The sequence below is a fragment of the Streptomyces sp. 135 genome (assembly GCF_020026305.1).
Lineage (GTDB): Bacteria > Actinomycetota > Actinomycetes > Streptomycetales > Streptomycetaceae > Streptomyces.
On the sequence record NZ_CP075691.1, the window covers coordinates 3,497,911 to 3,523,100 of the forward strand.

Sequence of the window (25,190 nt, forward strand, 5' to 3'; positions counted from 1 at the left end):
AGGCGGAGGAGAGGGAGACGGCGGCCGGACACGACCCCCGGCGTCGGCCGCCGTCTCCCACACCGCCGAAGTCCGTGTCCGAAGCCCCTGCTGCCGAGAGCCTGATGAGACACACCCGGATCGCGTTCTTCGATGTCGACGGCACTCTGACGACCGACACGACACTGTTCCGTTTCCTGCGCCACTACCTGACGGCCCAAGGCCACGCACCCCATGTGTACGAGCAGCGTCGTCGGCGCCTGAAAGCGATGACCGCCATCGGCGTGCCCCGGGAGGAGACCAACCGGGCGTACTTCGAGAACTTCCGGGGCGCGAGCGCCGCCACGGTGTCACGCCTGGCCCGGGAGTGGTTCGCCGCCGAGCTGCGCCACGGCGGTTTCTTCAACGAGCACGCGCTCGCCGCCCTGCGCCGCCACCAGTCGGACGGCGACGTGGTGGTGTTGGTCTCCGGTTCCTTTCCCGCCTGCCTCGAACCCATCGCCGCGTACCTCGGCACCGACGAAACGTGGTGCACCCCACCGGAGATCACCCGGGGCCGCTACACCGGCAGGCTCATCCGCCCCCCGATGATCGGCCGGGCCAAGGCGGAAGCCGTGCGGCTGGTGGCGAGCGCGTACCGCACCGCCCCGGGCCACTGCGTCGCCTACGGCGATCACGTCTCCGACGTGCCCATGCTGAGCAGCACCGGCTCGGCCGCGGTCGTCGGCGGGGACGAGGAGCTGCGTGACCTGGCCCGCGCGCGTTCCTGGCTGCTGCTGCCGGGGGCGCCCGCGCCGCTCCGGAGTGCGGCCGGGGCCGCTTCCCCGGTCCGCGAGAGCGCCTCGTAGGGGTCGATCGCGGGGACCGCCGCACCCCCGGGTCTCCCCAGGGGGCGGGACGACGGCGGTCCCCGCGAGGGACGCGCACCGGGTCAGGGCCAGGCCGCGTCCAGGCGTCCGTGGAGGTCCGGGAGCCGCTCCGGAGTTCCTGACGCCGACAACCACCAATGTGCCGGAGCAGTGTTAAGCGGGTGCTGCGCCGACATGTCGCACGCGTACCACTTCCGCGAAGTCCGGCCGACGGCGGTCACCCGCCGCGGCCTGCCGCCCCTCCTGCCCTCTCCTGCTCTCTACTGCCCCTGCTGCTCCGCGAGGAACGCCAGCAGGTCCTGGCGGCTGACGACGCCCGTCGGCTTGCCCTCGACCAGGACGATCGCCGCGTCCGCGCCGCCGAGCACCGACATCAGGTCGGCCACCGGCTCACCGGAGCCGACCTGCGGCAGCGGGTCCGACATGTGCTTCTCCAGCGGGTCGCCGAGCGAGGCGCGCTGCGTGAACAGGGCGTCGAGCAGCTCGCGTTCGACGACGGAGCCGATGACCTCGGCGGCCATCACGTCGGGGTGACCGGCGCCCGGCTTCACGATCGGCATCTGCGAGACGCCGTACTCGCGCAGCACCTCGATGGCCTCGCCGACGGTCTCCTCGGGGTGCATGTGCACCAGCGAGGGCAGCGCGCCGCCTTCCTTGCGGCGCAGCACGTCGCCGACGCGCGGCGCGTCCCCGGCCTGCTCGAGGAAGCCGTAGTCGTTCATCCACTCGTCGCTGAAGATCTTGCTCATGTAGCCGCGTCCGGAGTCGGGCAGCAGCACGACGACGACGTCGTCCGGGCCGAGCCGCTCCGCGACCCGCAGCGCCGCGACGACCGCCATGCCGCAGGAGCCGCCGACGAGCAGGCCCTCCTCCTTGGCCAGGCGCCGCGTCATCTGGAAGGAGTCCTTGTCGGACACCGCGATGATCTCGTCCGTCACGTGCCGGTCGTACGCCGTCGGCCAGAAGTCCTCACCGACGCCCTCGACGAGGTACGGCCGCCCGGAGCCGCCGGAGTACACGGACCCCTCGGGGTCGGCGCCGACGACCTTCACGCGGCCGCCGGAGACCTCCTTGAGGTAGTTGCCCGTGCCGGAGATGGTGCCGCCGGTCCCGATGCCCGTGACGAAGTGGGTGATCTTCCCTTCCGTCTGCTCCCACAGCTCGGGGCCGGTGGAGTGGTAGTGGGAGAGGGGGTTGTTCGGGTTGCTGTACTGGTCGGGCTTCCAGGCGCCGGGCGTCTCGCATACGAGGCGGTCGGAGACGTTGTAGTACGAATCCGGGTGCTCGGGATCGACGGCGGTCGGGCAGACCACCACGTCGGCGCCGTACGCGCGCAGCACGTTGATCTTGTCGAGGGACACCTTGTCCGGGCAGACGAAGATGCACTTGTAGCCCTTCTGCTGGGCCACGATGGCGAGCCCGACGCCGGTGTTGCCGGACGTCGGCTCGACGATGGTCCCGCCGGGCTGCAGCTCCCCGCTCTGCTCGGCCGCCTCGATCATGCGCAGGGCGATGCGGTCCTTCACGGACCCGCCGGGGTTGAAGTACTCGACCTTGGCCAGGACGGTCGCCTGGATCCCCGCGGTCACGTTGTTGAGCCTCACGAGCGGGGTGTTGCCGACGAGGCTGATCATCGAGTCGTGGAATTGCACCGTTGTCTCCGGGCTGCGATGTAGTGCGACGAATTGGTGCGGTCAGCCTAAGGCTCCGCCTCATCCGTTCACCTCCGCTCGCGATTGGCCGACCGTGCTTACGGGGCAATGACTGGATGTACGGCTGTACGGCGATTCGGCTGGAGGAGGTGGCTGCGGGGCATGTCGCGGGCGAGGGTGGCACGGCGGATCGCCGCGGGGGCGGCGTACGGCGGCGGAGGCATCGGGCTGATCGGGGCCGCGACGATCGGCGTGGTCCTTGCCGAGGTGCAGCTGGCGAAGCGGACCGTGGGCGGCGGGGCGCATACGGCTCCGCCCCGGGCCGACGGCCGCTACGGCAGGTCGTACGCGGAGAACTCCGGCCGTTCCGACTGGTCCGAACCGGTACGGTTCGCGATGCTCGGCGACTCCACGGCGGCGGGGCAGGGCGTGCACCGGGCCAGGCAGACGCCCGGGGCGCTGCTCGCCGCCGGACTCTCGGCGGTGGCGGAGCGGCCCGTCGACCTGCGGAACGTGGCGCTGCCCGGCGCCCAGTCGGACGACCTGGACCGGCAGGTGACGCTGGTCCTCTCCGACCCGTCGTGGCTGCCGGACGTCTGCGTCATCATGATCGGCGCGAATGACGTGACGCACCGGATGCCGCCGACGCGGTCGGTGCGGCACCTCTCCTCGGCGGTGCGGCGGCTGCGGACGGCGGGGGCGGAGGTGGTGGTCGGCACGTGCCCCGATCTCGGCACGGTGGAGAACGTCTACCAGCCCTTGCGGTGGCTGGCGCGCCGGGTCTCGCGGCAGCTGGCCGCGGCGCAGACGATCGGGGTGGTCGAGCAGGGCGGGCGGACGGTGTCGCTGGGTGATCTGCTCGGCCCGGAGTTCGCGGCGAACCCCCGGGAGCTGTTCGGTCCCGACAACTACCACCCCTCGGCGGAGGGGTACGCGACGGCGGCCATGGCGATGCTTCCCACGCTCTGCGCGGCGCTCGGCCTGTGGCCCGAGGAGGAGCGTCCCGACATCTCGCGGCGCGAGGGTTTCCTGCCGGTGGCCCGGGCGGCGGCCCAGGCGGCGGCGGAGGGCGGCACGGAGGTCACCGCGGCGATGCCGGCGGGCCCCCGAGGGCCGTGGGCCCTCCTCAAGCGCCGCCGCCGACGCCGCATCCACGCCCCGGAGCCGTCTCCGCTGCCGCGGTGAGCGAGGGCGGGGTGCGTCTCTCGCCGCGGGCCGGTGGGGGCTGGCCGCGCAGTTCCCCGCGCCCCTAAAGGGGCACACCCAACACCGCCCTCGCCCCCGCCCCGCCAGGGGCGCGGGGAACTGCGCGCCCGGCCACAACCCACCCGCACCAGAACACGCACCCCCTCCCGCCCAGGGCCCCGCGGCCTGAGCAACCGCTTAGAAATGCGTCCCTCGTCACAGTCCCCACCCCCTGACGATCACCTCTACGTGCAGGTAACTTCCCAAGGAGTCCTGCCCCTCCCTCGCCACTGGAGCGCCGTGATGCCCGAAGCCGTGATCGTCTCCACCGCCCGCACCCCGATCGGCCGCGCCTTCAAGGGCTCACTGAAGGATCTGCGCCCGGACGACCTGACCGCCACGATCATCGAGGCCGCCCTCGCCAAGGTCCCCGAGCTGGACCCGAAGGACATCGACGACCTGATGCTCGGCTGCGGCCTCCCCGGCGGCGAGCAGGGCCACAACCTCGGCCGCATCGTCGCCGTGCAGATGGGCATGGACCACCTGCCCGGCTGCACCGTCACCCGCTACTGCTCCTCCTCCCTCCAGACGAGCCGCATGGCCCTGCACGCCATCAAGGCGGGCGAGGGCGACGTCTTCATCTCGGCGGGCGTGGAGATGGTGTCGCGCAGCGTCAAGGGCACCAGCGACGGCCTTCCCGACACCCACAACCCCCTCTTCGCCGACGCCGAGGCCCGCACCGCGGCCCGCGCCGAGCAGACCGGCACCGACTGGCACGACCCGCGCGAGGACGGCCTGATCCCGGACGCGTACATCGCGATGGGCCAGACCGCCGAGAACCTCGCCCGCGCCAAGGGCGTCACCCGCCAGGACATGGACGAGTTCGGCGTCCGCTCGCAGAACCTCGCCGAAGAGGCCATCAAGAACGGCTTCTGGGAGCGGGAGATCACCCCGGTCACCACCCCCGACGGCACGGTCGTCAGCAAGGACGACGGCCCGCGCGCCGGCGTCACGTACGAGGGCGTCCAGGGCCTCAAGCCCGTCTTCCGCCCCGACGGCATGGTCACCGCCGGCAACTGCTGCCCCCTGAACGACGGCGCCGCCGCCCTGGTGATCATGAGCGACACCAAGGCCCGCGAGCTGGGCCTGACCCCGCTCGCCCGCATCGTCTCCACCGGCGTCACCGGCCTGTCCCCCGAGATCATGGGCCTCGGCCCGGTCGAGGCGTCGAAGCAGGCCCTGCGCCGCGCCGGACTCACCATCGACGACATCGACCTCGTCGAGATCAACGAGGCCTTCGCCGCCCAGGTGATCCCGAGCTACCGCGACCTGAACATCCCGCTCGACAAGCTGAACGTCAACGGCGGCGCCATCGCGGTCGGCCACCCCTTCGGCATGACGGGCGCCCGCATCACCGGCACGCTCATCAACTCCCTCCAGTTCCACGACAAGCAGTTCGGCCTGGAGACGATGTGCGTCGGCGGCGGCCAGGGCATGGCGATGGTCATCGAGCGCCTCAGCTGACCCCGAGAGCGCCCGAATCGCTGACGCAGAGTTCGCGCCCCTGACGCTCCGTCTCTGCATCATTCCGTGACCCAATCTCCCCCAGGATGTGACCTATCTCCTGGGGGAGACGCATATGCCCAGGTCACAGGAGATCCATCCACCCCACCAGGCCCAAAGACCTGTCCATTTCGTGACGTTATGCACTGACAGGTGGATCGTGCAGGCTTCAAGCTGATGTAGGAAGTCGGGGGTCGACTTGAAACCGGGAGTACGTCAGTGAGCGCCATGCCTCTTGCCTTGCTGCTCTCCACGGCCGCTGCCACGGCCGTGGGCGCCGCCGCCCTGCACGCCGTGCGCGGCCTGCGCAAGCAGCTCGCCGAGCTCGCCGAGCTCATCGTCCTGCGCACCGAGCCGGCCGACAGCCGTGCCGCCGACCGCCCGCACCCCACGGTGCCGGGCGCCCGCACCGCCGTGGACGCCGACGAGATACGCACGGCGGTGGCCGAGGCGCTCGCCGAGGAGCGGGAGCGGGAACTCGCCGAGGCCCGCGCCTTCTGGGCCGCCCAGGAAGCACGTGAGGACTCGGACGCGCCGACCCTGCTGCACGGCCTGCCGGGCATTCCCGACGGCATCGCCGACGAGCTGTTCCTGCCGCGCCAGGCCGACTTCACGGGTCTTGAGGCGGACAGCCTGGAGCCGGTGATCGAGCCCTTCGCCGATCCGTCCGCCGACGAATTCGCCGGGGACTCGCCGGAGTTGGCGGCGGCCCGCCGCCGGCACCCCTCGCACCCGGACTTCGTGCCGGTGCAGACGCCCGCCGCCGAGGGGTACGGCGACCACGAGCGCACCGTGGCCCGCCTCGAAGAGCTGGCCGGTGCCCGCACCGCCCTCGCCGACGTCCGCCCCGGCCCGCTGGGCACCCTGGACGTGTACGTCTTCGCGGACGGCACCACGCTCTGCATGACCCCGGGCCACCGCGAGACGGCGGAGCAGCTCGCGGGCGCCCTGCGCGAGGGCCACGCCCCGGTCCTGCTCGGCGGCTCCGGCATCTCGGGCGCCTACGCCCTGACCTTCGAATGCGGCACCGAGAACGTCTACATCCTCGCCGACCGCGTCATCGCCTCCGTCTGACGCGCTCCGCGCCGAGCCGGGGTTCTTCCTAGACCCCGGCCCGCTTCTGCGCCTCCTCCACGAGTTCGAGCACCCGCGCCAGTTCGGCCGGATCCTCCAGTACGAGGGCCAGATCCCGCCCCGCGACGGTGATCTGGTCGGCGGCGGCGAACATCCCCGCGTCCGGCATCTCGCGCGGCGGGGCGCCGGGCCTGCGAGTGGCCTACGCTTCCCTGCGGCGCGGCCCGCAGGCGGTCGGCGAAATGGTCCACTGCGGCCGTCAAAGGCTTCGTATCGAGCACCCCGCGACCTTATGTGCCTTTCCGGGACTGTTGCCAACGCCGACGGCCTCAGGCACGGTGGCGTGAAGGACGGAACACATCGCGACGCGTCCGGAGGCGCCGATGTCACAAGTCTTCTCCGAGGAGACCCACCGCAACCTGATCGCCCGCATCCCCGAGTGCACCGGTCGTGAGATCTCCGACTGGCTGCGCGCCGTGGACGAAGGCCCTTCCCTCTTCCGCTTCGAGGAGAAGGTCAGCTGGCTGCGTGCCGAGCACAACCTCGCGTACGGCCATGCGAAAGCGATGAGTACGACCCGGGCCGCCCGCACCCGCTGACCCCCAGCACCGCCCCGACCCGAGCCCGGCGACCCGCGGACCGGTTCCGGTCCGCGGGCCCTTCGGGCGTTGTCCAGTTGTTCAACCGCTGAGCGGCCTGCCTCAGTCGTTGCCCTGAAGGATCGCGATCAGGCGCAGGAACTCGAGGTAGATCCAGACGAGCGTCATCGTCAGGCCGAACGCCGCGAGCCAGGCCTCGTCCTTCGGCGCGCCGTACGCGATGCCGTCCTCGACCTGCTTGAAGTCCAGGGCGAGGAAGCAGGCGCCGAGCAGGATGCCGACGATGCCGAAGACGATGCCGAGGCCGCCGCTGCGGAAGCCGAGGCCGTCACCGCCGCCGAAGACGGCGAACAGCAGGTTCACGGCGGTCAGCAGCAGGAAGCCCATCGCCGCGGCCATCACGAAGCCGTAGAAGCGACGGTTGACGCGGATCCAGCCCGCCTTGTACGCCACTAGGACGCCGACGAAGACCGCCATCGTGCCGAGCACGGCCTGCATGGCCGCGCCGTCCGCGATGTGGTTGTCGACGACGCTGGAGATGACGCCGAGGAAGACGCCCTCCAGCGCGGCGTACGCCAGGATCAGCGCGGGCGAGGCCTTGCGCTTGAAGGCCTGCACCAGGCCGAGCACCATCGCGGCGAGACCGGCGCCGATCGCGATGCCGTACGACTTGCCCATGTTGGCTTCGTCGACCGGCAGCAGCGCCCAGGCGAGCGCCGCCGTGACCAGCAGCGTGCCGAGCGTGGTGGCGGTGCGCATGACGACGTCGTCCATCGTCATGCGGCCCGCGGTGCTTACGGGCGCCTGGGGCACGCCGTGCTGCACGTCCTGCTGGGCGTACGGATTGGTGGCGTAGGGGTTGCCCTGCGCGTACGGGTTGCCCTGGGTCTGGGTCGCGGCTGCGGGTCCCCCGGCCTGCGGCTGCGCGCCGAAGCCGGCGTAGCCGTTGTCGCGGCTGAACCCCCGTCGCGAGAAGACCGGGTTGCTGCTCCTCATTTCACTCCTCCATGGCCACCGTGCGTGGCTTTGCCTCAAGAGTAATGCGTAGGCAAAAGGATGGTCCTAGTGCTTGGGGAGGATCTTTCCCCCTTCGTGACCGAGAACGCGCGGAGTGGCCCGCACTGTTCCCGGATCGGAATCGTTCCGCCGCACGAGTGGCACCAGCGAGATGGCCGCCGCGCCGAGGACGGCGGCGACCGCGAAGGTGGTGAAGCCGAGCGAGGCGTTGCCGCCCGCGACCACCGCGCCGCCGAGCCATGGCCCGACGACCGCGCCGGTGCGCCCGACGCCGGTGACCCAGCCAAGGCCGGTGGCGCGCTGCGCGGGACCGTAGACCGAGGGGGTCGCCGCGTACACCATGACCTGGGCGGAGAAGAGCCAGATGCCGGTGACGAAGACGACGGCGTAGGCGACACCGAGCGGCAGCTGCGCCTTGAGCAGGAAGGCGCCGCAGGCGGTGAGCAGGAACCAGACCGCCGAGACCTTGACGGCCCCGAAGCGGTCGGCGGTGCGTCCTGCGACGAGCATGCCGACGATGCCGCCCGCGTTGATCACCATCAGGAAGGTGACGGAGGAGGACAGGGAGTAGCCGGAGGCCCGCATCAGCTCCGGGAGCCAGGTGGAGACGCCGTAGACGAGGAGGAGCCCGGCGAAGGAGGCGGTCCACAGCAGCGGGGTGGCCAGGCGCCGGCCGGGCGCGAAGAGCGCGGCGACGGCGGCGAAGCGGCCCCTCGCCCCGGCCTCGGGGGCTTCGGCGAGGATCGGGGACGGCAGGCGGTAACGGGCGGCGACCGCCTCGGCCTCGGCCGCGCGGCCCTTGGCGAGGAGCACCCCGGGCGATTCGGGCAGCCATGTGACGACGAGCGGGACGGCGACGAGCGCGGGGATCACGCCGGTCCAGAAGACGACGCGCCAGCCGTGGTCCGGCCCGAGCGCGAGCCCGAGGCCCGTCGCCGCCATGCCGCCCGCGTGGTACGAGGTCATCATCAGGCCGGTGGCGAGCGCGGCCCTGCGCGGCGGCGCGAACTCGGCGACGATCGCGAGCCCGATCGGCATCAGCCCGCCGAGGCCGAGCCCGGAGACGAAGCGGCCGGCGCCGAAGAAGGCGGCGCTCGGCGCGAGCGCGCACAGCGCGGAGCCCAGCGAGAAGAGGACGACGCTGCCGGTCACCATGGGCTTGCGCCCGGCCCAGTCGGTGAGGGTGCCGCAGCCGAGGGCGCCGATCAGCATGCCGAAGGTGGTCCAGGAGCCGATGGTCCCGGCGGTGGAGGTGCTGAAGCCGAAGCCCTCGTCGTCGAGGAGGTGCGGCATGACGGCGCCGTAGATGTTGACGTCCATGCCGTCGAAGAAGACGACGAGCCAGCACAGGGCGAGGACGGGTGCGACGGATCTGAAGGTGCGTTCGGGGGCGGGAGGGGTCACGTTGCGCCTCTCTTCCTGCTGTGGCTCGTCGGACTACTGCGGCTCGTCGAAGGGGAATCCGGTGTAGGCCTCCGCCAGGTCGGTCTCGGCGGAGCGGGTCGTGGTGATCCGGTCGAGCGCGGCGAGCTGGACGCGATCGTCGAAGGGGGTGGCGTCGGGAGCGCGGTGCAGCAGCGTCGTCATCGCGTACGAGAAGCGCTCGGCCTGCCAGACGCGGCGCAGGCAGGTCTCGGAGTACGCGTCGAGACGGCTGGGGTCGCCCTTCTCGCGGAGCAGGACCAGGGCGCGGGCGAACGTGACGACGTCCCCGACCGCGAGGTTGAGGCCCTTCGCGCCGGTCGGCGGGACGATGTGCGCGGCGTCCCCGGCGAGGAAGAGCCGGCCGTGGCGCATAGGCTCGTGGACGTAGCTGCGCATGGGCGTGACGGACTTGGCGGTGACGGGGCCACGGCGCAGGGTCCAGGCGGGGTCGTCGGTCTCCAGGCGGCGGTCCAGCTCGTCCCAGATCTCCTCGTCGGCCCAGTCGGCGGCGTCCGTGCCGTCGGGAACCTGGAGGTACGCGCGCGTGACGCTCGGCGAACGCATGGAGAGCAGGGCGAAGCCGCGGTCGTGGCGGGCGTACACCAGTTCGTCGTGTGAGGGCGGCACGTCGGCGAGGATGCCGAGCCAGCCGAAGGGGTACGTGCGCTCGAAGACACGGGAGAGCGCCTCGGGCACCGCCTTGCGGGCCACGCCCCAGAAGCCGTCGCAGCCCACCACGTAGTCGCACTCCAGGACGGACTCGCGGCCCTGGTGGCGGTAGCGGATCCGGGGACTGTCCGTCTCAGCGCCCTCCACGGCCAGTGCCTCCGCCTCGAAGAGCAGGGGGCCGCCCTCGCCGAGCCGGAGCGCGATGAGGTCCTTGCAGACCTCGGTCTGGGCGTAGACGGTGACGGACTTGCCGCCGGTCAGCGCGGGGAGGTCGACGCGGTGCCTGCGGCGGTCGAAGCGCAGCTCGATGCCGTCGTGCGGGAGGCCCTCGCGGTCCATGCGGTCCCCGGCGCCCGCCTCGCGCAGCACGTCGACGGTGCCCTGCTCCAGGATCCCGGCGCGCTGGCGCCGCTCCACGTAGGCGCGGTCGCGGCTCTCCAGGACGACGGAGTCGATGCCCGCGTTGTGCAGGAGGCGGGCGAGCAGCAGCCCGGCCGGTCCGGCCCCGATGATTCCGACGGTGGTGCGCATCCCTGGCCCCTCATCAGCTTGTTCGCCTGGTGAACTTTCGTTCATAATGTGCTGACGGGAGTCTCGGGCCGTGTCCGTGCGCTGTCAACGGTTGTGCGAGGAGCAGTGATGCCGGAAGAGTCCGTACGCCCCCTGGAGCGCGGTCTGGCCGTCCTGCGCGCGCTCGCGGCGGCGGAGCCGGGACAGCTGCGGGCCGGCGACCTGGCCCGCGCCACCGGCCTGGCCCGCTCCACGGTCGACCGGGTGGTGACGACCCTGGCCCGGCTCGGCTACGTACGCCCGCGCGGCCAGGAGCTCCACCTCGCCCCGCGCCTCATGGAGCTCGGCAACGCCTACCTCGCGGCGAGCGGCCTGACCGGCGAGGTCGCCGCGCGCACCGCCCGGCTCGCGGACGAGCTCGACGAGTCGGTGTCGCTCGCGGTGCCCGACGGCGACGGGGTGCGCTTCGTGACGCAGGCCGCGCGGCGCCGTGCCATGTCGGTGGCCTTCCGCATCGGAGACCTGCTGCCGCCCGAGCGCTGCGCCCCCGGCGCGCTCTTCGCGGACGCGTGGGACGAGGAGCGGTGGGCCGCCTGGCGGGCGCGCGTGGCCGCTTACCCGCCCACGAGGCCTATCCGGCACTGCCGCCCGGCCCGGCGCCCGCCGGCTGTCCCGGAGCTCGCGGACCGCGTGGCGCACGCCCGCCGGAGCGGCTGGGCCCTGGACGACCAGCTGATCGAGCCGGGCCTGATCGCCGTGGCGGTCCCGGTGCGCGACGCCGCGGGGCGGGTGCGGTACGCCCTGTCGGCGGTGAGCCACACCAGCAGGCACACGGCACAGGGCCTGGCGGCGGCGGTGCTGCCGCGGCTGCGCGCGGAGGCGGAGCAGTTGGCGGGCCTGTCGGGCACGGACGCGCCACCGGACGCCGACGGCCGGGCGCCCGCCCGCGAAGCCACCGACCCCGCCGCCGCCAAGGACGAACTCGGCCCCGGCTTCCTCCAGTCCCTGGCCCGCGGCCTCGCCGTCCTGCGCGCCCTCGGCGGGGCCCGCGGCGAAGGGCTGCCGCTCACCGCGCTCGCCGAGGCCACGGGCCTGCCGAGGGCCACCGCGCGACGCTGTCTGCACACCCTGGAGCAGGCGGGGTACGCGGCTCACGACGGCCGCCTGTTCCGTCCGCTCCCCCGCATCCTGGAGCTCGGCCACGCGGCCCTGTCCGGGCTCACCTTCGCCGAGCTGGCCGAGCCGCACCTGCGCGAGCTGGCCGACCGGGTGCGGCAGTCGGCCTCGGCGACGGTCCTGGACGGCACGGACATCCGCTACGTCGCGCGGGCGGCCACCGTGCGCGTCATGAGCGTCCACATCACGGTCGGCACCCGCTTTCCCGCGTACGCCACCGCCATGGGCCGGGTGCTGCTCGCCGGGCTCCCCGCGGACGAGCGCGAGCGCCTGCTGACGGCCGCGCCGCCCCGCGCCCTGACCCCGCGCACCGTGACCGACCCCGGCGAGCTGGCCCGCGTCCTCGACCGCGCCGCCGCCGAGGGCCACGCCACCGCCGACCAGGAGCTGGAGGACGGGCTGCGCTCGGTGGCCGTGCCGGTCAGGGACGCGGCCGGGCGGGTGGTCGCCGCCGTGAACGTCGCGCAGCACGCGGGCACGGACCCGCTCTCCCGGACCCGCGACGCCCTGCTGCCCGCGCTGCGCGCGACGGCGGCGGCGATCGAGACGGATCTGCACATCGCCGCCCGCTTCAACACGGTACGAATGTCTTGATCACGTAAGGGACTTGACGTTGCATCAGGCACTTGCCGCACGCCCGCCGGGCGCCCCGCCCTCGCGAGATGGCGGAGGTGCCCGGAGCCGGACTCGAACCGGCACGCCCCCGAGGGGCAGCGAGGTTTAAGCTCGCCGTGTCTGCATTCCACCATCCGGGCAGGCCGTGGGCCCCGCATCAAGGATTCGACCCTATCGGGAGGCATCCCCCGAACAGCGGAGGGACGGCTCGATGTTGTCTTATTTTATTGACGTCTGAGGGAGCATCAGCCGCCGGTACGGTCCATTGGTACTTGCCGGAGGCCTTTCCATGTCTCCGGCCGGTCTCATGGGCCTCTGCGCGGAATGACGGAATTTAGCCTCCCGCCCGTTCCCGTCCCGGGCCGCGGATCTCAGGGACGTCCGTCATCCCCAGGTATGACAAGAGGCTCCCGGGTCCGACTGGAGAGGGCCCCTGGAACCGGAACAGCGGCTGACTCCAGGGCGCCGATCGGCCGCGACGATGGAGTACGTCCCCACTCGTCGTCCCGACAGGAGCACCGTCCCGTGACCACCACCCCCTTCGCCACCCGCGCCACCGCAGTGGCCGCGCGCGCCACGGACCTCTCCAAGGTGTACGGACAGGGTGAGACCCAGGTGGTCGCCCTGGACCACGTCTCCGTCGACTTCGGGCAGGGCGAGTTCACCGCGATCATGGGTCCCTCCGGTTCCGGCAAGTCGACGCTGATGCACTGCGTCGCGGGCCTGGACAGCTTCAGCTCCGGTTCGGTGCGCCTCGGTGAGACGGAGCTGTCCACGCTCAAGGACAAGCAGCTCACGAAGCTCCGCCGCGACAAGATCGGCTTCATCTTCCAGGCGTTCAACCTGCTGCCGACGCTGACCGCCCTGGAGAACATCACGCTCCCCATGGACATCGCGGGCCGCAAGCCCGACAAGGCGTGGCTGGAGCAGGTCATCGAGATGGTCGGCCTCTCCGGACGGCTCAGCCACCGGCCCACCGAGCTCTCCGGCGGCCAGCAGCAGCGCGTGGCCGTGGCCCGTGCGCTCGCCTCGCAGCCCGAGATCATCTTCGGTGACGAGCCGACCGGAAACCTCGACTCGCGCTCGGGCGCGGAGGTCCTCGGCTTCCTGCGCAACTCCGTGCGGGACCTCGGCCAGACCGTCGTGATGGTCACCCACGACCCGGTGGCCGCGTCGTACGCGGACCGCGTGATCTTCCTCGCGGACGGGCGGGTCGTGGACGAGATGCTGCGGCCCAGCGCCGAGGGCGTGCTCGACCGGATGAAGCACTTCGACGCCAAGGGGCGGACCAGCTAGGCGTCCGGTCGCCTCGTTCCTCGCCTGCGGGCCGCATGTGGCTGGTCGCGCAGTTCCCCGCGCCCCTCCGGGGCGCTCCCCCTTCGGGCTCACAGACCCCCCTCACCAGGACTCACACCCATGTTCCGTACCGCCCTGCGCAACGTGCTCGCGCACAAGGCCAGGCTGCTCATGACCGTGCTCGCCGTCATGCTCGGCGTCGCCTTCGTCTCCGGCACCCTGGTCTTCACCGACACCTTCGGCAACGCCTACAAGAACAAGTCGGCGAAGAGCTTCGACCACGTCTCCGTCGCCATCACCTCCAACAGCAGCAACTCCGGCGACAGTCAGGGGGGCCCGAAGCAGAAGCCCGAGCTGACCGAAGCCCTCCTGAAGAAGGCCGGGGAGCTGCCCGGCGCCGACTCCGCGATCGGCGCCGTCTCCGGCTTCACCGCCCTCGCCGACAAGGACGGCAAGCTGGTGGGCGGCGAGTGGGGCACCACCGGCGCCAACTACTTCCCGGGCAAGGGCGGCAAGGACCCGCGCTACGACTTCACCGAGGGCGCCGCCCCGAAGTCCGCCGGTCAGATCGCCCTGGACTCCCGCACCGCGGGACGCACCGGCTACACGGTGGGCGACACCGTCCGCCTCTCCACCGACGGCCCGGTGCGCACCGCGAAGGTCAGCGGCGTCTTCGACACCGACGAGGGCAGTGTCGTCGCGGGCGGCAGCCTGGTCCTGTTCGACAACAAGACCGCGTTCAAGGCGCTCAACAAGAACCAGTACGACGAGATCGACGTGAAGGCGGCCGCGGGCGCCTCCGAGGCGGCCCTGGAGAGCGCGGTCGAGAAGATCCTGCCCGAGGAGTCCTCGACGATGACGGGCGGTGAACTCAAGGCGCAGCAGGACAGCATGATCGAGGAGCAGACCAGCTCGATGAGCCAGGTCCTGCTGATCTTCGCCGGTATCGCGCTCTTCGTCGGCATCTTCATCATCGCCAACACCTTCACCATGCTGGTCGCCCAGCGCACCAAGGAGCTCGCGCTGATGCGGGCCGTCGGCGCCTCGCGCCGCCAGGTGACGCGCTCCGTGCTGATCGAGGCCTTCCTGGTCGGCGTGATCGCCGCCGTCACCGGATTCGCGCTCGGCATCGGCGTGGCGGTCGGCCTGGAGTCCCTGATGAACTCCGCCGGTGCCTCGCTGCCCGACGGGCCGCTCGTCATCGCCCCGACCACGATCCTCGTGGCGCTGCTCATCGGTGTCGTCGTGACCATGCTGGCCGCCTGGCTGCCGGGCCGCCGCGCCGCGAAGATCCCGCCGGTCGCCGCGATGAACAGCGTCCACGCGACGCCGACCATGCGCGGCCTGGTGGTCCGCAACACCATCGGCTCGGTCATCGTCGCGCTCGGCGCGGTGATGCTCTTCATGAAGGACAACTACGTGAAGTCGGGCGGCGCGGGCGTCATGCTCGTCGGCGTCATCGTCCTCACGCCGCTGCTGTCCCGCCCGTTCATCGCCGCCTCGGCCCCGCTCCTGAAGCCGTTCGGCGTCACCGGCAAGCTCTCGCGCCTCAACTCGCTGCGCAACCCGCGCCGTACGGCGTCCACGGCCGCGGCGCTGATGATCGGTCTGACCCTCATCACGGCGATGACCGTGGTCGCCACCTCGATGAGCACCGCCATCAACAAGATGGCCGCCGGCGCCATGAAGGCCGACTACAGCGTCTCCATGGCGAACTTCCAGCCGCTGACCCCCGAGGTCCGCGAGAAGCTGGACAAGATCCCGGACGTCGCGGCGACCACCCCGCTGCGCAGCACCTACGGCGAGGCCGACGGCGGCTTCGTCTCCATCTCCGGCGTCGACCCGAAGACCTTCGGCGAGCTGGTCGGCCTGGACTTCACCAGCGGCTCGGTGGCCGGCCTGAAGTCCGGTGGCGTGCTCGTCGACACGGACACCGCCAAGGACAAGGGCCTCAAGGCGGGCGACACCCTCCCGCTGAAGTTCGACGACGACGGCAAGAAGGTCCGGCTGAAGGTCGCCGGTGTCTACGAGGGCAACGAGATGCTCAACGGACTCTTCGCGCCGACCTCCCTCGTCGACCCGCACCTGACGAAGATCGTCGACAAGCAGGTCCTCGTGAAGATGAAGGACGGCACCTCGGACAAGTCCGAGGACGCCATCGTCAAGGCCCTCGGCGAGAACCCCGCCATCACCGTCCAGGACAAGGACGCGATCAGCAACGCGGTGGCCGGTTCCATCAACATGATGCTGAACATGCTCTACGGCCTGCTGGCCATGGCCGTCCTGATCGCCGTCCTCGGCGTCATCAACACCCTCGCGATGTCGGTCTTCGAGCGGAAGCACGAGATCGGCATGTTGCGGGCCATCGGCCTGGACCGCGCGAAGGTCAAGCAGATGGTGCGTCTGGAGGCGGTCATCATCTCCCTGTTCGGCGCGGTGCTCGGCATCGGTCTCGGCCTCTTCATGGGCTGGGTCGCGGGCGGCACCATCTCGAACAGCGTCTCCACGTACTCCATGGAGATCCCGCTCGGCCGGATCGTGATCTTCCTCGGGATCGCGGCCCTGGTCGGTGTCCTCGCGGCGATGTGGCCGGCCCGCAGCGCGGCCAAGCTGAACCCGCTGATGGCCATCAAGGCCGAGTAGCGGCGGTACGCGAAAAGGGGCCCCGGCGGATCACCGCCGGGGCCCCTTTCACGTACGTACACGCGGCTACGACGCGCGCCACTCCCGGGCCCGCAGCGGCATCCCCGAGGCGCCGATCTCAGGCGTCCTCACCGCGAGGACCTGGTTGACGCCGATGCGGTTGTGCTCGAAGGCGAGCGCGGAGGCGGCCATGTAGAGCCGCCAGACGCGGGCACGGCCGGGCGAGGTGAGGCGCTGGGCCTCGGGCCACCGCGCCTCCAGGTTGGCGACCCAGCGGCGCAGGGTCAGCGCGTAGTGCTCGCGGATGGCCTCCACGTCGCGCACCTCGAACCCGGCCCGCTCCAGGAGCCCGACCGTGGTCCCGACCGGCGCGAGCTCCCCGTCCGGGAAGACGTACGCGTCGATGAACTCGTCCACCGAGTACGCCGATTCGTCGGCCCGCGGCCGGCGCGCGATCTGGTGGTTGAGCAGCCGTGCGCCCGGCTTCAGCAGGGCGTACAGGGTGTGCGCGTACTCCAGGTAGCGCTCGGAGCCGACGTGTTCGGCCATGCCGATGGAGGAGATGGCGTCGTACGGTCCGTCGCGCACGTCCCGGTAGTCCTGGACGCGGATCTCGATCCGGTCGGTGAGGCCCTCCTCGGCGATGCGCTTCCTGGCGTACGCGGCCTGCTCCTGGGAGAGCGTGACGCCGACGACGGTGACGCCGTGCTCGCGGGCCGCGTGGATCGCCATGGAACCCCAGCCGCAGCCGACGTCCAGCAGGCGCATGCCGGGCCGCAGCGCCAGCTTCCGGCAGATGAGTTCGAGCTTGTCGCGCTGGGCGTCCTTCAGGGTGGAGTCGGGCGAGGCCCAGTAGGCGCAGGAGTAGACCATCGAGGGGCCGAGGACGAGCTCGTAGAAGTCGTTGCCCACGTCGTAGTGGTGGCTGATGGCGCGCCGGTCGCTGCCCTTGGTGTGCAGGTGGAGGCGGCCGTGTCTGCGCATCTCCTCCGGCGGCGGCGCGGGCGGCAGGAAGGGCGCCGAGAGGGCGAACAGCGAGCGGGCGGCGGAGCGGACCCGCGGGTCGCGCAGCGCCTGCCGCAGGCCCGGCGCGTCCTCGCCGCGCTCCCAGATGAACTCCGCCATCTTGTCCAGCGTCTCGTAGAGATCCCCGTCGACGTCCAGGTCACCGGCCACCCAGGCGCGGGCGAGGCCCAGTTCGCCCGGCTTCCACAGGAGGTGGCGCAGGGCGCGGCGGTTGCGTACGACGAGGGTGGAGGCGCCCGGAGGCCCGGCCTCCGAACCGTCCCAGCCGCGGATCCGTACCGGCAGCGGGGCTCCCATCAGCTGCTCGGCGAGACTCTTCAGCCGCAGTGCGGCGTTCTGCATGGCGCACACCTCCGTGACGACGACCCGGGATCGGTCCGACACCACGTAAACACCGAAGAACCCCGTGCGCAGTCCCATCGCCGTGTCATGGAACGGCAAAACAGGTGCCACAGGCACCTATCTCGGCCCGGATCCGCGCCGCCCGGTGTCCGGGTACGCCGAAGGGGGCCGCCCGCACCACGGATGGCGGGCGGCCCCCTTCGGGGTGGATCAGTGACGCGAGGTCAGGAGGCCTTGGCCTTCTCCTCGGCCTTGACCGCCGGGGCGGGCTCGGCCGCGACCTGCGGCTTCGGGGCCGGCTTGGCGGCCTCGTAGAACTCCTCGCGAGGCGCTTCCAGAGCACCGAGGGAGACGACCTCGCGCTTGAGGAACATACCGAGCGTCCAGTCCGCGAAGACGCGGATCTTGCGGTTGAACGTCGGCATCGCCATGCCGTGGTACGCGCGGTGCATGTACCAGGCGAGACGGCCCTTGAGCTTGATCTTCATCTTGCCCATGACGATCATCGCGACGCCCTTGTGCAGGCCGAGACCGGCGACCGCACCCTTGTTGGCGTGGCTGTACTCCTTCTGCGGGAAGCCCCGCATGCCGGAGATCACGTTGTCGCCGAGGACCTTCGCCTGACGCAGCGCGTGCTGGGCGTTCGGCGGGCACCAGGCGTTCTCGTTGCCCGCCTTGCGGCCGACGAGGTCCGGCACCTGGGCGTTGTCGCCCGCGGCCCAGATGTAGTCCGTGCCCTGCACCTGGAGCGTGGTCTGGGTGTCCACGTGGCCGCGCGGGCCGAGCGGCAGACCGAAGCGGGTCAGCGCCGGGTTCGGCTTGACGCCCGCGGTCCACACGATCGTGCTGGAGTCGACCTCCAGGCCGTTCTTCAGGACCACGTGGCCGTCCACGCAGGAGTCCATCGACGTCGAGAGGTAGACCTCGACGCCGCGGCTCTCCAGGTGCTCCTTGCCGTACTGGCCGAGCTTGGGGCCGACCTCGGGGAGGATCTTGTCGGCGGCGTCGACCAGCACGAAGCGCATGTCCTCGCGCTTCACGTTGTTGTAGTACTTGGCCGCGTCGCGGGCCATGTCCTCGACCTCGCCGATGGTCTCCGCACCCGCGAAGCCACCGCCGACGAAGACGAAGGTCAGCGCCTTGCGGCGGACCTCCTCATCCGTCGTGGAGTCGGCCTTGTCCAACTGCTCGAGGACGTGGTTGCGCAGGCCGATGGCCTCCTCGATGCCCTTCATGCCGATGCCCTGCTCGGCGAGGCCGGGGATCGGGAAGGTGCGGGAGACCGCGCCCATCGCGATGACGAGGTAGTCGAAAGGCAGCTCGTACGCCTCACCCACGAGGGGGGCGATCGTGGCGACCTTGCGGTCCTGGTCGATGGTGGTGACCCGGCCGGTGAGAACCTCTGCCTTGGGCAGCACGCGTCGCAGCGGGACGACGACGTGCCGCGGCGAGATGCTGCCGGCGGCGGCTTCGGGGAGGAAGGGCTGGTAGGTCATGTACGACCGGGGGTCGACGACCGTGACGGTCGCCTCTCCGTAGCGCATCTTCTTGAGGATGCGCCGAGCTGCGTACAGGCCTACGTACCCACCGCCTACTACGAGGATCCTGGGACGCTCCGTGGTGCTCATGCCATCGAGTATCCACCCGTCCGGCGGGGGTCGCTCGTGCGCCCCTTCACAAGCATGCCGGGGGGCTCTGCTACACTTCGCCGCCCACGTGACCGAGGTCATGGCGCCCCAGGGGAACCACCGCACCACGCGAGTCGTTGCCCACCCCTTGTGAGCTGCCGGTCCGGGCCTGCCGCCGGGGTGGACCAGTCGCCCGCGTCACCCGCGGGCCACCCGCCCGACACACGCGGGCCACCCGGCCGGGAGCCCGGGAATGACCTTTTCGGCGGCTCGGTGGCCCCGAACCTCGCCCGCAGATGGCCAATTCCTTGTGAAGAACTTCACGAACTTTTTCCGACAGCCCGTCGCCGAAAGGCGGGCCGCCGGATGGCCGCTGATCAGATGCGGTCGCGGGGGATGCCCGGGTGAATGGATGTCAGGGGGAGTCCATCCGTTCGCAAAGGAGCCTCATGCGCATCCGCACCGCACTCGTCACGGCGACGTTCGTCGCCGCGGCCACCCTCGGCAGCGCGGGCACGGCCGCCGCCGAGCACCACACGCCCGCGAACACGCCGGCGGGCACCGCACAGTCCCACGCCGACGACCCCGAACCGCTCGGCAACGACATCCTCGGCAACGACACCTCGGGCGACGACCCCCTCGGCGACGGCATGCTCGACGACGACATGCTCGGCAACCACACACGTGATGACGACCCGCGTGACGACGACCCGCGTGACGACAACCGACGTGACGACGACCGACGTGACCACGACATGCTCGGCAACCACACCCTGCCCAAGAACAACAACGAACAGCCCACCAACCAGCTCCCCGTCCTCGGCTCGCTTCTCGGTACCGTCGGCGGTCTGCTCGGCGGCCTGCTCGGCGGCGGCAGCGCGGCCTAGTGGGCGGACCCCACCGCCCACGGCGGGGCGGCCGACGCGCATCGTCCGCCCGAAGACACGGCGCGCCCCCAGCCTCGTCAGAGACCGGGGGCGCGCCGATGCCGCGGGTACGGGGCTCAGGCCGGGCCGGGAGCGCTCCGCCGCTGCTCCTCGACCTCTTCCGCCGCCTTGTAGGCGATGCCGTCGAGGATGTCGTGTTCGCTCACGACGACCTCCTCGGCGCCGGTCCTGTCCATGATCGCGAGCAGTACGAGGGCGCCCGACGCGATGACGTCGACGCGGCCCGCGTGCATCGCCGGGATCGCCGCGCGCTCGGCGTGCGTGGCCGTCATCAGGCGCTCCGTGATGGCGGCCACCCGCTCGTACGGGAGCCGGGTGTGGTGGATCGCGCGGCCGTCGTAGGTGTCGAGGCCGAGCTCGATCGCGGCGAGGGTGGTGACCGAGCCCGCGAGGCCGACGAGGGTGCGCGCGTCCTTGAGCGGCACCGTGCGCTCGGCGAGGTCCAGGGCCGCCTCGATGTCCGCGCGGACGGCGGCGAACTGCTCGCGGGTCGGCGGGTCCGCGACGACGCCGTCGTGCACGAGGTGGCGCTCGGTCATGCGGACGCAGCCGACGTCCACCGAGCGGGCGGCGAGGACCTCGTCCGTGCCGACCACGAACTCCGTGGAGCCGCCGCCGATGTCCACGACCAGATAGGGCTTGGCCAGGTCGTCGCGGCCCGCCAGCTCCTTGGTCGCGCCGGTGAAGGAGAACTCCGCCTCCTGCGCGCCGGTGATGACCTCCGGCTCGACGCCCAGGATGTCCAGGATGCCCTGGACGAACACGTCGCGGTTCTCCGCGTCACGGGAGGCGGAGGTGGCCACGAAGCGGACGCGCTCGGCGCCGTGCGTCTTGATGGCCTCGGCGTACTCGCGGCAGGCCGCGAAGGTGCGCTCAAGGGCCTCGGGGGCGAGGCGGCCGGTCCGGTCCACGCCCTGGCCGAGGCGGACGATCCTCATCCGCCGGTCCAGGTCGACGAGCGCGCCCGTGGCCGGGTCGGCGTCCGCCACCAGGAGGCGGATCGAGTTCGTGCCGCAGTCGATGGCGGCGACGCGGGTCACCCGTCCCCCTCGGGCGCGCACGGCGTGACGCAGGGCCCCTTGGCCCACCACTCGGGCAGCATCGCGATGGCCTCGTCGCCGAGCGGGTTCACGCCGGGCCCGGCGGCCAGGGAGTGGCCGACCAGGACGTGCAGGCACTTCACGCGGTCCGGCATGCCGCCCGCGCTCGGGAAGCCCTCCAGGACCTCGATGGCGTCGCGGCGCGCGATGTAGTCCTCGTGGGCCGCGCGGTAGGCGGCGGCCAGCTCGGGGTCGGTCGTGAGCCGCTCCGACATCTCCTTCATGACGCCGTTGGCCTCAAGGGTGCCGATCGCGGACGCGGCCCTCGGGCACGTCAGGTAGTACGTGGTCGGGAACGGCGTCCCGTCCGGGAGGCGCGGCGCCGTCTCGACGACGTCCGGCTGACCGCAGGGGCAGCGGTGCGCGATGGCCCGCAGGCCGCGCGGCGGGCGGCCGAGCTGCTGTTTGAAGGCCTCGACGTCGGCGTCGGTCGGCTCGGTGCGCTCAGTGGTCGGCGGGGGCGTGTCCATGCCTGTCTTTCCATCAGTGGGTCAGTCGTCGGAACGGTCGGTCTCACGGGGCCCTGTCGGCCCTGTCAGCCTTATCGGCCATCTCGGCCTTGTCAGCTTTGTCGACGCGTTCCCAGACGTTCGAGTACCAGGGGCGTGCGACCGCCCCCTGGTCCGCGCGCCGGCTCCTGGCCGCGGCGGGGTCGATCACCGTGAACCCGGTCTCGCCCGGCAGCACATAGTGCAGGCGGTCGCGGATCTGCTGCTGCGCGTACGCGTCGTCCTGCCAGCGGGCCTTCTCGTCGCGCAGCTTCTCGACGTCGGCCCGGTGCTCGGCCTGCTGCCGGCGCAGGTCGTCGATCTCGGCGCGCTGCGAGACGTACTGCCTTATCGGGTACGCGAGGGCGACGACCAGGGAGCAGAGCACGAGCGCGAGGAGCGCCGCGCGGCCGGTGAGCCGGGAGCGGCGCGCCTGGCGCTTGGTCTGGGAGCGGTAGACCCGCTCCGCGGTCTGCTCGCCGAGCAGCCGCAGGCGGGTAGCGGTGGAGAACCGGTCCTTGGTCCCGGCCTTGGCCATGGTTCCGTCTCCCCAGAGCTTGCGCCTGCACGTACGTACGTCCCCGCACACGGTACGGGACCGGCTGCGGGGACGTACGCAACTACGTGGCTACGTGAGCTTCGGACAAAGCTCAGCCCTTGTTGTGCCTACTGGTTCGCAGAGCGCTGTGCCTACTGGTTCGCAGAGCGCTGTGCCTACTGGTTCGCAGAGCGAAACCGCGGGAACGCGCTGCGGCCGGCGTAGACCGCGGCGTCGTCGAGGATCTCCTCGATGCGCAGGAGCTGGTTGTACTTGGCGACGCGCTCGGAGCGGGCCGGGGCGCCGGTCTTGATCTGGCCGCAGTTGGTGGCGACGGCGAGGTCGGCGATGGTGACGTCCTCGGTCTCGCCGGAGCGGTGCGACATCATGCACTTGAAGCCGTTGCGCTGGGCCATCTCGACGGCGTCCAGGGTCTCGGTCAGCGAGCCGATCTGGTTGACCTTGACGAGCAGGGCGTTGGCGGAGTTCTCCTCGATGCCGCGGGCCAGGCGCTCGGGGTTGGTGACGAACAGGTCGTCGCCCACCAGCTGCACCTTGTCGCCGAGCTTCTCGGTGATGGCGTTCCAGCCGGCCCAGTCGTCCTCGAACAGCGGGTCCTCGATGGAGACGAGGGGGTACGAGGCGACGAGCTCCTCGTAGTACTCGGTCATCTCGGCGGCCGTGCGGGACTTGCCCTCGAACTGGTACGTGCCGTCCTTGTAGAACTCGGACGCGGCGACGTCGAGGGCGAGCGCGATCTGCTCGCCGGGGACGTAGCCGGCCTCCTTGATGGCCTCCAGGATGAGGTCGAGGGCGGCGCGGTTGGAGTCGAGGTTCGGGGCGAAGCCGCCCTCGTCGCCGAGGCCGGTGGCCAGGCCCTTGCTCTTCAGGACCTTCTTCAGCGTGTGGTAGACCTCGGTGCCCCAGCGCAGCGCCTCGGAGAACGACTCGGCGCCGATCGGCGCGATCATGAACTCCTGGATGTCGACGTTGGAGTCCGCGTGCGACCCGCCGTTGAGGATGTTCATCATCGGCACGGGCAGCAGGTGCGCGTTCGGGCCGCCGAGGTAGCGGAACAGCGGCAGGTCGCTGGCCTCGGAGGCGGCGTGCGCGACGGCGAGCGAGACGCCGAGGATGGCGTTGGCGCCGAGGGAGCCCTTGTTGTCGGTGGCGTCCAGGTCGAACATCGCCTGGTCGATCAGGCGCTGCTCGGTGGCGTCGTAGCCGACGAGCTCCGGGCCGATCTGCTCGATGACGGCGAGGACGGCCTTCTCGACACCCTTGCCCTGGTAACGGTTGGGGTCACCGTCACGGAGTTCGATGGCCTCGAAGGCACCGGTGGAGGCACCGGACGGGACGGCGGCACGACCGGTGCTGCCGTCGTCGAGGCCGACCTCGACCTCGACCGTGGGGTTGCCTCGGGAGTCCAGGATTTCCCGGGCTACGACGACGTCGATGGACGGCACGAGCATCTCCTTCTGGGATGTGACGCGTTTACGCGGGCCGATTCGGCCCGCGTCTCCTGAGCCTAACCGGCTCCGGGCCCCAGGCCAGCCGACCGCCCGTCCCGTGGGACGGGGGAAGGCTCAAATGGCCGGGAAACGGGATGGAAGCCCGCGTTTCTACTGGCCGGTAGCTCGCTAGGAGCGAACAGCGGACATGGCCCCGCCCCGGTGCGTACGGGGATACGCGCACCGGGGCGGGGAGCCCGTGGGGACGGGGCGGGACGGCCGTGCGTCCGCCGAGGCACGGCCGTGACCGGATCCGTCAGCTGAGGTGCAGCTGCTGGCCGGGGTAGATGAAGTCGGCGTTGTCGATGATGTCGCCGTTGAGCTTGTAGACCTTCTGCCAGCCGCCCTTGACGTCGTGCGCCTCGGCGATCTTGGACAGCGTGTCGCCGGTCTTGACCTTGTACTCGCCGTCGCCCTTCTCGACCTTCTTGCCGGTCGGGGTCTCGACGGTCTTCTTGGACTCGGTCTGCGGCGCGGGCTGCGGCTTCGGGGCCTGCTGCGTCTTGTGCTGCGGAGCGGCCTGCTGCTGCGGGGCGGCCTGCTGCTGCGTCTTCTGCGGCTGCGGCTTGGCCTGCTGCTGCGGGGCCTGCTGCTGGCCGCCGCCGTTGTACGCGGCGCCCGAGAGACCGACGCCGCAGTGCGGCCAGGCGCCCTTGCCCTGGCCGGCGAGGACCTTCTCGGCGATCTCGATCTGCTGGGCCTTGGAGGCCTTGTCGGCGGTCGGGGCGTACTTCGTACCGCCGTACGCGGCCCAGGTGGAGGGCGAGAACTGGAGGCCGCCCTGGTAGCCGTTGCCGGTGTTGATCGACCAGTTGCCGCCGGACTCGCACTGGGCGACGGCGTCCCACTCCTGGCCGGTGGCGGCGGAGGCCGAACCGGCGGCCATCAGCGGGGCGGCCACGGCGGCACCGGTGACACCGGCGAGCGTGACGACACGGGTGGCCTTGGACGGACGGCGGTGCTTGCCCTTGCTGGAAAACAGCATGAGTTGATCCCCTCACCGACGCCTGCGAGGTGAGCTGTCGGGTTCGGGCCAGTGAAGTTGCCCGGCCGCACCACGTGAGTGCGACTTCACCCCTAGCCGGTCCCGTACGTCCCGCTCCTCCTCGGAGCTCGACGTGCGGACCCGGCGGCTTACCTTGGGTCCCCCGCTCCTGCCTACGGCGCTCGAAGCGACGACTGTTCCCGTCCGGCCGTTGGCAGGATTCGGCGTACCGACCGGCGGGGCCCACCAGTGGCGGGCGTTGACGACGGTAGTCACGCGATCCACGGAATTTCAAAGGCGATCAGGGCTTCTGAGACCCATCTCTCACTTACGCCAATACCGACATTCGGCGC

20 protein-coding genes, 1 tRNA gene, 1 pseudogene and 1 riboswitch are annotated in these 25,190 nt (G+C 71.3%); of the genes and pseudogenes, 9 read left to right on the forward strand and 13 right to left on the reverse strand.

What is annotated here, in order from left to right:
- Positions 1-104 precede the first annotated feature (104 nt).
- Complete coding sequence (locus KKZ08_RS15670) at positions 105-827, forward strand: HAD-IB family hydrolase (RefSeq protein WP_223775036.1); 723 nt, start codon at positions 105-107, stop codon at positions 825-827.
- A gap of 281 nt (positions 828-1,108) precedes the next feature.
- On the opposite strand, the gene KKZ08_RS15675 is transcribed toward KKZ08_RS15670, so the two are convergent.
- On the reverse strand, positions 1,109-2,500 hold the full coding sequence (locus KKZ08_RS15675; RefSeq protein ID WP_223775037.1) for a cystathionine beta-synthase: 1,392 nt from the start codon (positions 2,498-2,500) through the stop codon (positions 1,109-1,111).
- A 162-nt stretch (positions 2,501-2,662) separates the two neighbouring features.
- On the opposite strand from KKZ08_RS15675, the gene KKZ08_RS15680 reads away from it, so the two are divergent.
- The 3 genes from KKZ08_RS15680 to KKZ08_RS15690 all read left to right on the forward strand — a co-directional run bounded on the left by KKZ08_RS15680 (position 2,663) and on the right by KKZ08_RS15690 (position 6,322).
- Positions 2,663-3,685, forward strand: coding sequence for an SGNH/GDSL hydrolase family protein (locus tag KKZ08_RS15680; protein WP_223775038.1), 1,023 nt, complete (start codon positions 2,663-2,665; stop codon positions 3,683-3,685).
- Between the two features lie 303 nt (positions 3,686-3,988).
- The gene (locus KKZ08_RS15685; protein ID WP_223775039.1) at positions 3,989-5,209 is read left to right on the forward strand and encodes an acetyl-CoA C-acetyltransferase; all 1,221 of its coding nucleotides are present in this window, start codon (positions 3,989-3,991) and stop codon (positions 5,207-5,209) included.
- A 267-nt stretch (positions 5,210-5,476) separates the two neighbouring features.
- The gene (locus KKZ08_RS15690; RefSeq protein WP_223779071.1) at positions 5,477-6,322 is read left to right on the forward strand and encodes a hypothetical protein; all 846 of its coding nucleotides are present in this window, start codon (positions 5,477-5,479) and stop codon (positions 6,320-6,322) included.
- Positions 6,323-6,350: 28 nt separating this feature from the next.
- Here KKZ08_RS15690 and KKZ08_RS15695 read toward each other — a convergent pair.
- A pseudogene (locus KKZ08_RS15695) lies at positions 6,351-6,552 on the reverse strand (hypothetical protein).
- A 153-nt stretch (positions 6,553-6,705) separates the two neighbouring features.
- Here KKZ08_RS15695 and KKZ08_RS15700 point away from each other — a divergent pair.
- Positions 6,706-6,921 carry a DUF4287 domain-containing protein gene (locus KKZ08_RS15700; protein ID WP_223775040.1) on the forward strand — a complete coding sequence of 72 codons (216 nt, stop codon included), beginning with the start codon at positions 6,706-6,708 and terminating at the stop codon, positions 6,919-6,921.
- Between the two features lie 102 nt (positions 6,922-7,023).
- On the opposite strand, the gene KKZ08_RS15705 is transcribed toward KKZ08_RS15700, so the two are convergent.
- From KKZ08_RS15705 to KKZ08_RS15715, 3 genes are all read right to left on the reverse strand, one after another.
- A complete protein-coding gene (locus tag KKZ08_RS15705; protein WP_223775041.1) occupies positions 7,024-7,917 on the reverse strand; it encodes a Bax inhibitor-1/YccA family protein in 894 nt (297 codons plus the stop codon).
- Between the two features lie 66 nt (positions 7,918-7,983).
- Entirely contained in the window at positions 7,984-9,342 is a 1,359-nt protein-coding gene (locus KKZ08_RS15710; RefSeq protein ID WP_223775042.1) for an aromatic acid/H+ symport family MFS transporter, read from the reverse strand.
- A 33-nt stretch (positions 9,343-9,375) separates the two neighbouring features.
- Positions 9,376-10,563 (reverse strand): 4-hydroxybenzoate 3-monooxygenase, encoded by a 1,188-nt coding sequence (locus tag KKZ08_RS15715; protein ID WP_223775043.1) that lies wholly within the window; start codon positions 10,561-10,563, stop codon positions 9,376-9,378.
- Between the two features lie 108 nt (positions 10,564-10,671).
- Between KKZ08_RS15715 and KKZ08_RS15720 the strand changes: the two genes are divergently transcribed.
- Complete coding sequence (locus KKZ08_RS15720; RefSeq protein WP_223775044.1) at positions 10,672-12,312, forward strand: IclR family transcriptional regulator C-terminal domain-containing protein; 1,641 nt, start codon at positions 10,672-10,674, stop codon at positions 12,310-12,312.
- 78 nt (positions 12,313-12,390) lie between these two features.
- Here KKZ08_RS15720 and KKZ08_RS15725 read toward each other — a convergent pair.
- Positions 12,391-12,473: transfer RNA gene (locus KKZ08_RS15725), tRNA-Leu, on the reverse strand.
- Positions 12,474-12,858: 385 nt separating this feature from the next.
- Between KKZ08_RS15725 and KKZ08_RS15730 the strand changes: the two genes are divergently transcribed.
- Together KKZ08_RS15730 and KKZ08_RS15735 are read left to right on the forward strand one after the other, a co-directional pair.
- Positions 12,859-13,629, forward strand: coding sequence for an ABC transporter ATP-binding protein (locus KKZ08_RS15730; RefSeq protein WP_223775045.1), 771 nt, complete (start codon positions 12,859-12,861; stop codon positions 13,627-13,629).
- A 120-nt stretch (positions 13,630-13,749) separates the two neighbouring features.
- Positions 13,750-16,272, forward strand: a complete 2,523-nt coding sequence (locus tag KKZ08_RS15735) for an ABC transporter permease (RefSeq protein ID WP_223775046.1) — start codon at positions 13,750-13,752, stop codon at positions 16,270-16,272.
- Positions 16,273-16,338: 66 nt separating this feature from the next.
- Here KKZ08_RS15735 and KKZ08_RS15740 read toward each other — a convergent pair whose 3' ends face one another.
- Positions 16,339-17,640: a cyclopropane-fatty-acyl-phospholipid synthase family protein gene (locus tag KKZ08_RS15740; protein WP_223775047.1), complete on the reverse strand. Its 1,302-nt coding sequence runs from the start codon at positions 17,638-17,640 to the stop codon at positions 16,339-16,341.
- 224 nt (positions 17,641-17,864) lie between these two features.
- Positions 17,865-19,268: an NAD(P)/FAD-dependent oxidoreductase gene (locus tag KKZ08_RS15745; protein ID WP_223775048.1), complete on the reverse strand. Its 1,404-nt coding sequence runs from the start codon at positions 19,266-19,268 to the stop codon at positions 17,865-17,867.
- A 449-nt stretch (positions 19,269-19,717) separates the two neighbouring features.
- On the opposite strand from KKZ08_RS15745, the gene KKZ08_RS15750 reads away from it, so the two are divergent.
- Positions 19,718-20,155 carry a hypothetical protein gene (locus tag KKZ08_RS15750; RefSeq protein WP_223775049.1) on the forward strand — a complete coding sequence of 146 codons (438 nt, stop codon included), beginning with the start codon at positions 19,718-19,720 and terminating at the stop codon, positions 20,153-20,155.
- A gap of 116 nt (positions 20,156-20,271) precedes the next feature.
- On the opposite strand, the gene KKZ08_RS15755 is transcribed toward KKZ08_RS15750, so the two are convergent.
- From KKZ08_RS15755 to KKZ08_RS15775, 5 genes are all read right to left on the reverse strand, one after another.
- Positions 20,272-21,255: a Ppx/GppA phosphatase family protein gene (locus KKZ08_RS15755; protein ID WP_223775050.1), complete on the reverse strand. Its 984-nt coding sequence runs from the start codon at positions 21,253-21,255 to the stop codon at positions 20,272-20,274.
- On the reverse strand, positions 21,252-21,785 hold the full coding sequence (locus KKZ08_RS15760; RefSeq protein WP_223775051.1) for a DUF501 domain-containing protein: 534 nt from the start codon (positions 21,783-21,785) through the stop codon (positions 21,252-21,254). The genes KKZ08_RS15755 and KKZ08_RS15760 overlap by 4 nt, the downstream gene beginning before the upstream one ends.
- A gap of 43 nt (positions 21,786-21,828) precedes the next feature.
- Positions 21,829-22,341, reverse strand: a complete 513-nt coding sequence (locus KKZ08_RS15765; RefSeq protein ID WP_223775052.1) for a septum formation initiator family protein — start codon at positions 22,339-22,341, stop codon at positions 21,829-21,831.
- A 176-nt stretch (positions 22,342-22,517) separates the two neighbouring features.
- The gene (eno, locus tag KKZ08_RS15770) at positions 22,518-23,813 is read right to left on the reverse strand and encodes a phosphopyruvate hydratase (protein WP_223775053.1); all 1,296 of its coding nucleotides are present in this window, start codon (positions 23,811-23,813) and stop codon (positions 22,518-22,520) included.
- A 295-nt stretch (positions 23,814-24,108) separates the two neighbouring features.
- On the reverse strand, positions 24,109-24,837 hold the full coding sequence (locus KKZ08_RS15775) for a transglycosylase family protein (protein WP_223775054.1): 729 nt from the start codon (positions 24,835-24,837) through the stop codon (positions 24,109-24,111).
- 4 nt (positions 24,838-24,841) lie between these two features.
- Positions 24,842-25,028: riboswitch (cyclic di-AMP (ydaO/yuaA leader) on the reverse strand.
- Positions 25,029-25,190 lie beyond the last annotated feature (162 nt).

Bases quoted from the DNA above. Each gene is read 5' to 3' on its own strand.
- KKZ08_RS15670 (WP_223775036.1), top strand. From the start codon at position 105: ATGAGACACACCCGGATCGCGTTCTTCGATGTCGACGGCACTCTGACG.
- KKZ08_RS15680 (WP_223775038.1), top strand. From the start codon at position 2,663: ATGTCGCGGGCGAGGGTGGCACGGCGGATCGCCGCGGGGGCGGCGTAC.
- KKZ08_RS15685 (WP_223775039.1), top strand. From the start codon at position 3,989: ATGCCCGAAGCCGTGATCGTCTCCACCGCCCGCACCCCGATCGGCCGC.
- KKZ08_RS15690 (WP_223779071.1), top strand. From the start codon at position 5,477: ATGCCTCTTGCCTTGCTGCTCTCCACGGCCGCTGCCACGGCCGTGGGC.
- KKZ08_RS15700 (WP_223775040.1), top strand. From the start codon at position 6,706: ATGTCACAAGTCTTCTCCGAGGAGACCCACCGCAACCTGATCGCCCGC.
- KKZ08_RS15705 (WP_223775041.1), bottom strand. From the start codon at position 7,917: ATGAGGAGCAGCAACCCGGTCTTCTCGCGACGGGGGTTCAGCCGCGAC.
- KKZ08_RS15715 (WP_223775043.1), bottom strand. From the start codon at position 10,563: ATGCGCACCACCGTCGGAATCATCGGGGCCGGACCGGCCGGGCTGCTG.
- KKZ08_RS15720 (WP_223775044.1), top strand. From the start codon at position 10,672: ATGCCGGAAGAGTCCGTACGCCCCCTGGAGCGCGGTCTGGCCGTCCTG.
- KKZ08_RS15735 (WP_223775046.1), top strand. From the start codon at position 13,750: ATGTTCCGTACCGCCCTGCGCAACGTGCTCGCGCACAAGGCCAGGCTG.
- KKZ08_RS15740 (WP_223775047.1), bottom strand. From the start codon at position 17,640: ATGCAGAACGCCGCACTGCGGCTGAAGAGTCTCGCCGAGCAGCTGATG.
- KKZ08_RS15745 (WP_223775048.1), bottom strand. From the start codon at position 19,268: ATGAGCACCACGGAGCGTCCCAGGATCCTCGTAGTAGGCGGTGGGTAC.
- KKZ08_RS15750 (WP_223775049.1), top strand. From the start codon at position 19,718: ATGCGCATCCGCACCGCACTCGTCACGGCGACGTTCGTCGCCGCGGCC.
- KKZ08_RS15760 (WP_223775051.1), bottom strand. From the start codon at position 21,785: ATGGACACGCCCCCGCCGACCACTGAGCGCACCGAGCCGACCGACGCC.
- KKZ08_RS15765 (WP_223775052.1), bottom strand. From the start codon at position 22,341: ATGGCCAAGGCCGGGACCAAGGACCGGTTCTCCACCGCTACCCGCCTG.
- eno (WP_223775053.1), bottom strand. From the start codon at position 23,813: ATGCTCGTGCCGTCCATCGACGTCGTCGTAGCCCGGGAAATCCTGGAC.
- KKZ08_RS15775 (WP_223775054.1), bottom strand. From the start codon at position 24,837: ATGCTGTTTTCCAGCAAGGGCAAGCACCGCCGTCCGTCCAAGGCCACC.